The sequence below is a fragment of the Rhizobacter sp. P1_G5 genome (assembly GCF_056405435.1).
On sequence record NZ_JBFUCB010000533.1, the window covers coordinates 1 to 4,268 of the forward strand.

The 4,268-nt window shown below is 70.7% G+C and carries 6 protein-coding genes; all 6 read right to left on the bottom strand.

The features are described 5' to 3' along the window. The coding region (locus AC1D12_RS26245; RefSeq protein ID WP_477843905.1) for an acetoacetate decarboxylase family protein at window positions 1–1,063 on the bottom strand (1,063 nt) is incomplete at its 3' end. A gap of 117 nt (window positions 1,064–1,180) precedes the next feature. Next, window positions 1,181–1,399: a hypothetical protein gene (locus AC1D12_RS26250; RefSeq protein ID WP_156155126.1), complete on the bottom strand. Its 219-nt coding sequence runs from the start codon at window positions 1,397–1,399 to the stop codon at window positions 1,181–1,183. Window positions 1,400–1,444: 45 nt separating this feature from the next. Beyond that, window positions 1,445–2,620: an MFS transporter gene (locus AC1D12_RS26255; protein WP_477843911.1), complete on the bottom strand. Its 1,176-nt coding sequence runs from the start codon at window positions 2,618–2,620 to the stop codon at window positions 1,445–1,447. Between the two features lie 78 nt (window positions 2,621–2,698). Continuing rightward, window positions 2,699–3,154, bottom strand: a complete 456-nt coding sequence (locus tag AC1D12_RS26260) for a YybH family protein (protein WP_477828425.1) — start codon at window positions 3,152–3,154, stop codon at window positions 2,699–2,701. A 34-nt stretch (window positions 3,155–3,188) separates the two neighbouring features. Next, on the bottom strand, window positions 3,189–3,770 hold the full coding sequence (locus tag AC1D12_RS26265; RefSeq protein ID WP_477843907.1) for a flavin reductase family protein: 582 nt from the start codon (window positions 3,768–3,770) through the stop codon (window positions 3,189–3,191). A 4-nt stretch (window positions 3,771–3,774) separates the two neighbouring features. Beyond that, window positions 3,775–4,268 (bottom strand): RluA family pseudouridine synthase (locus tag AC1D12_RS26270; RefSeq protein ID WP_477843909.1); only part of this gene is annotated, 494 nt, incomplete at its 5' end.

Genomic DNA, 4,268 nt, shown 5'->3' on the forward strand with positions numbered 1-4,268 from the left:
CATTGCGCCAGCCTGGCTGGTCGGTCAGGTAGAAGGCCGCCGTCATCGCCGCGACGCCGCCGCCGAGGATCGCGATCTTCTTCGGCGCGATGCGCGAGTTGTCGTAGAGCTCCTCGCCGGCCGGCACCTCGAAGTCCATGTCGATGTGGAAGGGCAGGATCGCCGGCTGCGCGCCGAGCTGCAGGCCGAGCGTGCGGTCCAGCGGGAAGCTCGCGAACGGGTGCAGCGTGCAGGTGTAGTCGTCGCCGAGCAGCTGCACCTGGCGCACTGCCTTCACGTTGGCCGGCGCGGCGATCAGCGCCTGGTACACCGCCTTGATGCCTGATGCATCGGGCAGCTGCTTCAGGAAGATCTGTGCCACGTTCGGGCTGCGCAGCATCTGCGCGATCTGCTCCCAGCCGGCGCGGTCGAGCGACAGGAAGCCGGGCAGGTTGGCCGCCAGCAGCTCGATCGCCTGCTCGATCAGCTCGGGCAGGCCGGCCAGGTCCTGGCGCGCGCCGTTGCTGCTTGTCGCGGTGACTTCGAGCAGCGGGTGCAGCTGCAGCATCGACTCCGGGCTGAACGGCTGGAAGCCCTTGGCCGCCAGCGTGAAGCGGGTGGCCGGCTCGCCCTCGGCCGGCATCGTGTACTCGCACTGGTACTTCGGGTAGCCGAACAGCTCGCGCCCGTTGATCAGCGCCATGCAGTCGTCGACCCAGATGTGGCACGGGTAGAAGAAGACGCGGCTCACGCCCGTTTGCCCGGCGAGCACCTGGCCCACCATCACCCAGGTGACGATGTCGGTCTCCTCGCCCCAGCCCTTGGCGGCATCCGATGGCCAGGCCGACTGCGCATGCTGCACCTGCGTGAAGGTCAGCATCACGAACGGCGACAGCACCTTGAAGCTCATCGTGCCGCCGGCCACCGCGGTCAGCGTCTCGTCGACGGTGGCCTGCAGGCGTGCCAGCTCGCCGTGCACGAAGAAGCCGTACATGCGGGAGCGGTTCAGCCGAAGCGGCGGGTGCATCAGCGGCGAACCGCCGGGGTAGATGAAATCAGGGCGGTTGGGTGCTGCTTCGGTCATGGGGCCGAAGTATTACCGCTATGTCGGATAAGTCACGCTTTGTCACCCGTTCCAGGGGTGGCAGGATTTCACGGCCTGCGGCACATCCCATCGCGAATCGCGATGGACGACGCTCGATCAGCGATCGTCGAACTGCATGCTGGCGAGCGTGGAGGGCCAGCCGGTGGCCGGTGCGCCGCCGCCGCGGAAGCGCCGCCCGACGGCCACCGGTTGCGGCAGGCCGGGCAGCGAGAAGGGCACGAACTCGCGGCGTTGCGCGGCGCGGCGCCGGACCCACCACAGGCCCGCGAGGGCCAGCGCGGCGAGCAGGGCCGCCGCGATCAACATCCAGGACATCATCGACATTCCAATACGACAACCGCGGATTGTCGCAGGCGGGTGTCAATCGCCGGTAAGGCGTTGTCGCTGGGTCAAAGCCGGGAACAGCTTCATCCAGAGGCCTGCGACGGCCAGCGTGCCGACCCCGCCCAGCAGCACCGACCCGACCGGCCCGAGCAAGGCCGCGGTGGCGCCCGACTCGAACTCGCCGAGCTGGTTCGACGCGCCGATGAAGATCGAATTGACCGCGCTGACGCGGCCGCGCATCTCGTTGGGCGTCTCGAGCTGCACCAGCGTCTGCCGGATCACGACGCTGACCATGTCGGCCGCGCCGCTGACCCACAGCGCGATCAGCGAGACGACGAACACCTTCGACACCGCGAACACCAGCGTCGACAGCCCGAACACCGCGACCGCTGCGAACATCAGGTGCCCGACGCGCCGCTGCAGCGGCCAGCGCGTCAGCGCGACCGACATCGCGAGCGCGCCGACGGCCGGCGCGCCGCGCAGCAGCCCGAGCCCCCACGGGCCGGTGTGCAGCACGTCGCGCGCGAAGATCGGCAGCAGCGCGGTGGCGCCGCCCAGCAGCACCGCGAACAGGTCGAGCGAGATGGCACCCAGCACCACCGGCCGGTTCCAGATGAAGCCGACGCCGGCCAGCACGGTGCGCAGCGTCACCGGCTCCTTCGGCGGCGGCACGTGCGGATGGCCGATGCGCAGGAACAGCACCGCGGCGACCGCGAACAGCGCGCCGCAGACGGCGTAGACGACGTCGGCCCCGGCCACGTAGATGAAGCCGCCGAGCGCCGGCCCGCCGATGATGGCGGCCTGCATGCCGCCCGAGCTGAAGGCCATCGCGCGCGGCAGGGTGTCGGCCGGCACCAGCAGCGGCACCATCGCCTGCTGGGCCGGCATCWGGAAGGCCTTCGCGCATCCGATCGCGATCGACAGCACCAGCAGCAGCTCGCGGCTGGCCCAGTGGCCGTGCGTGGCGGTGGCCAGCACGCCGGCGATCGCCAGCTGCACCGCCATCGACAGCGCGAGGATGCGGCTGCGGTCGTGCCGGTCGGCGACGTGGCCGGCCACCAGCGTCAGCAACAGCGCCGGCAGGAACTGCAGCAGCCCGACCAGGCCCAGGTCCCAGGCACTGCCGGTGAGCTCGTACATCTCCCAGCCGACGGCCACCATCAGCATCTGGTTGGCCATGGTGGCCGCGACCCGCGCGTACCAGAAGCGCATGAAGGCGGGCAGGGAGAACAGCGACAGCGGAACGGCGGGGAGTGTGGACACGAAGCGTGGGGAGGAAGAAGAGGGGGGTCAGGGGCAGTTGCAGCCYTTGTCGAAGACGATGCGCCAGACGCCCGGCGAGACCTGGCGCCACACCGAGGTGAAGCTCGCGACCGGCTTGCCGTCGGGGTCGAACACCGGGCCGGTGCTCAGCGCGAGCTCGCCGGAATCGAGCACCTCGACCTTGTCGGGGCGCCACGAGAACGGGGCCTTGTCGCCCTCGTAGAAGCGCTTCCACCACGCGGCCACGGCGGCCTTGCCGCGCAGCGGCACAGGGCCGGAGAAGAACACGGTGTCGTCGGCGAGGAAGCTGGTGAAGGCCGCGTGGTCGCGGTCGGCCATGGTCTTCGCGAACGCGCGCTCGGTGTCGGCGACCTGCTGCTCCAGCGTGGCGCGCGGAATCGCGGGAGAGGCACAGCCTGCCAGCCACAGCGCCGACGCCAGCACCAGCGACAGGCGGCGGCGGGAGCGGGCTGGGGGCTGCATGGGTGGAGGGCGTGATGGACGCGAGACGGCGATGTTACGACCGCCGCGGCAGCGCCTTGGCGTCGAAGGCTTCGCCGGTGGCGAAGAAGCGTCCGCCGGCGATGTAGTGCACCGTGCTGCCGGCCGCGGCGTCGAGCCAGTGGCCGTCGGCGAACAGGCGCGGATCGGCCCAGGCGGCGATCACCTCGCCGAGGAACAGGTCGTACTGGTTCTGCAGGTGCGGCTCGGGCAACAGCCGGCATTCGAGCCAGGCGGCGCAGCCTTCGAGCAGCGGGGCCTCGATGCGGCTCGCGTCGAAGGCCGTCAGGCCGAACGCGGCGAACTTGTCCTGGCCCGCCGGCAGCTCGCGGGCCGAGATGCCGCCGACCGCCAGCGTCGCCTCGGCCTGGGCCCGCGTCGGCACGTTCAGCGCGAACGTGCCCGAGTCCTCGACCAGCTGCCGCGTGACGGTGCTCTTGTCGAGCACCACGGCGACCTTCGGCGGGTTGAAATCCAGCGGCATCGACCAGGCCGCCGCCATGATGTTGCGCTGCCCGCCATGCGCGGCGCTGACCAGCACCGTGGGCCCGTGGTTCAACAGGCGGTACGACTTGGCGAGCTCGACGGCGGTGTGCATGGGGTCAGAACGGGGCGGGGCTGTGGAAGCGCATCGGCCGCCCGTCGACCGGGTGCGGCAGCGCCAGCGATTGTGCGTGCAGCAGCAATCGCGGCGCCTTCGCAAGGGCATCGGGCGGCGCGTAGAGCGCGTCGCCGACGATCGGGTGGCCGATGGCCAGCAGGTGCACGCGCAGCTGGTGCGAGCGGCCGGTGACGGGCTCGAGCCGCAGGCGCGTGGTGCCGCGTGCGGCATCGCGTTCGAGCACGGTGTAGCGGGTCAGCGCGGGCTTGCCATCGGCGAAGTCGACCTTCTGCTTCGGCCGGTTCGGCCAGTCGGTGAGCAGCGGCAGGTCGATCTCGCCGCGGTCGGCCGCCAGCAGCCCGTCGACCACCGCGATGTATTCCTTGTGCACCTCGCGCTGCGCGAAGGCATGGCTGAGGCGGCGCTGCATCTCCTTGCCGCGGGCGAACAGCATCAGCCCGGAGGTCGACATGTCGAGCCGGTGCACCACCAGCG

Coding starts and splice junctions, on each gene's coding strand:
- AC1D12_RS26265 (WP_477843907.1), bottom strand. CDS start 3,770: ATGCACACCGCCGTCGAGCTCGCCAAGTCGTACCGCCTGTTGAACCAC.
- AC1D12_RS26250 (WP_156155126.1), bottom strand. CDS start 1,399: ATGTCCTGGATGTTGATCGCGGCGGCCCTGCTCGCCGCGCTGGCCCTC.